1 pseudogene is annotated in these 507 nt (G+C 65.9%); it reads right to left on the reverse strand.

Annotated features, from left to right (window positions below):
• A pseudogene (locus tag IVA82_RS08645) lies at window positions 1-507 on the reverse strand (IS110 family transposase); the annotation flags it as partial.

A 507-nucleotide genomic window follows, 5' to 3' on the forward strand; every position in this document is an offset into this window, starting at 1 on the left:
CCCGTCGCCGGTGCGCAGCTTGTCGAGATCCGACAGGAAGCTCGGCTTCAACGGCCTGGCGTCGCGGATACCCTGGCCATGCAGCAGTCCTTTGATCCGGTTGCTGTGCCCGGTGCGCTCCTTCAGCAACCGTTCGCGCTCGCGGGTGCGCCGCTTGCGATCTTCGTCCTCGGGCGTGGGGACCCGAACCATGCTGCAGACGCCCACCTCGCCGCGCAGGTAGGCCAGGAACGAGCGCATCAGCTGCCCCAGATCGATCCGATCGGTCTTGGCACGCCGTGCCCGCCGGTTCACCTCGATGCTCGATGCATCGATCTCGTGATTGACGATCCCATTGTCGCTCAGCCAGCGGTGCAGCCAATGACCGTCGAGACCCGCCTCATAGCAGGACAGGATACGAACCGGCTTGCCCTCCTGCGCGGCCTTCCCTCGAGCCCGCAAAAGCACGCCAGATAGCGCCGCCATGTCCCCGCCATCGATCCGGTAACGACGCATCTTCTCGGCGCC

The organism is Bradyrhizobium sp. 142 (assembly GCF_023074015.1).
Classification (GTDB): Bacteria; Pseudomonadota; Alphaproteobacteria; order Rhizobiales; family Xanthobacteraceae; genus Bradyrhizobium.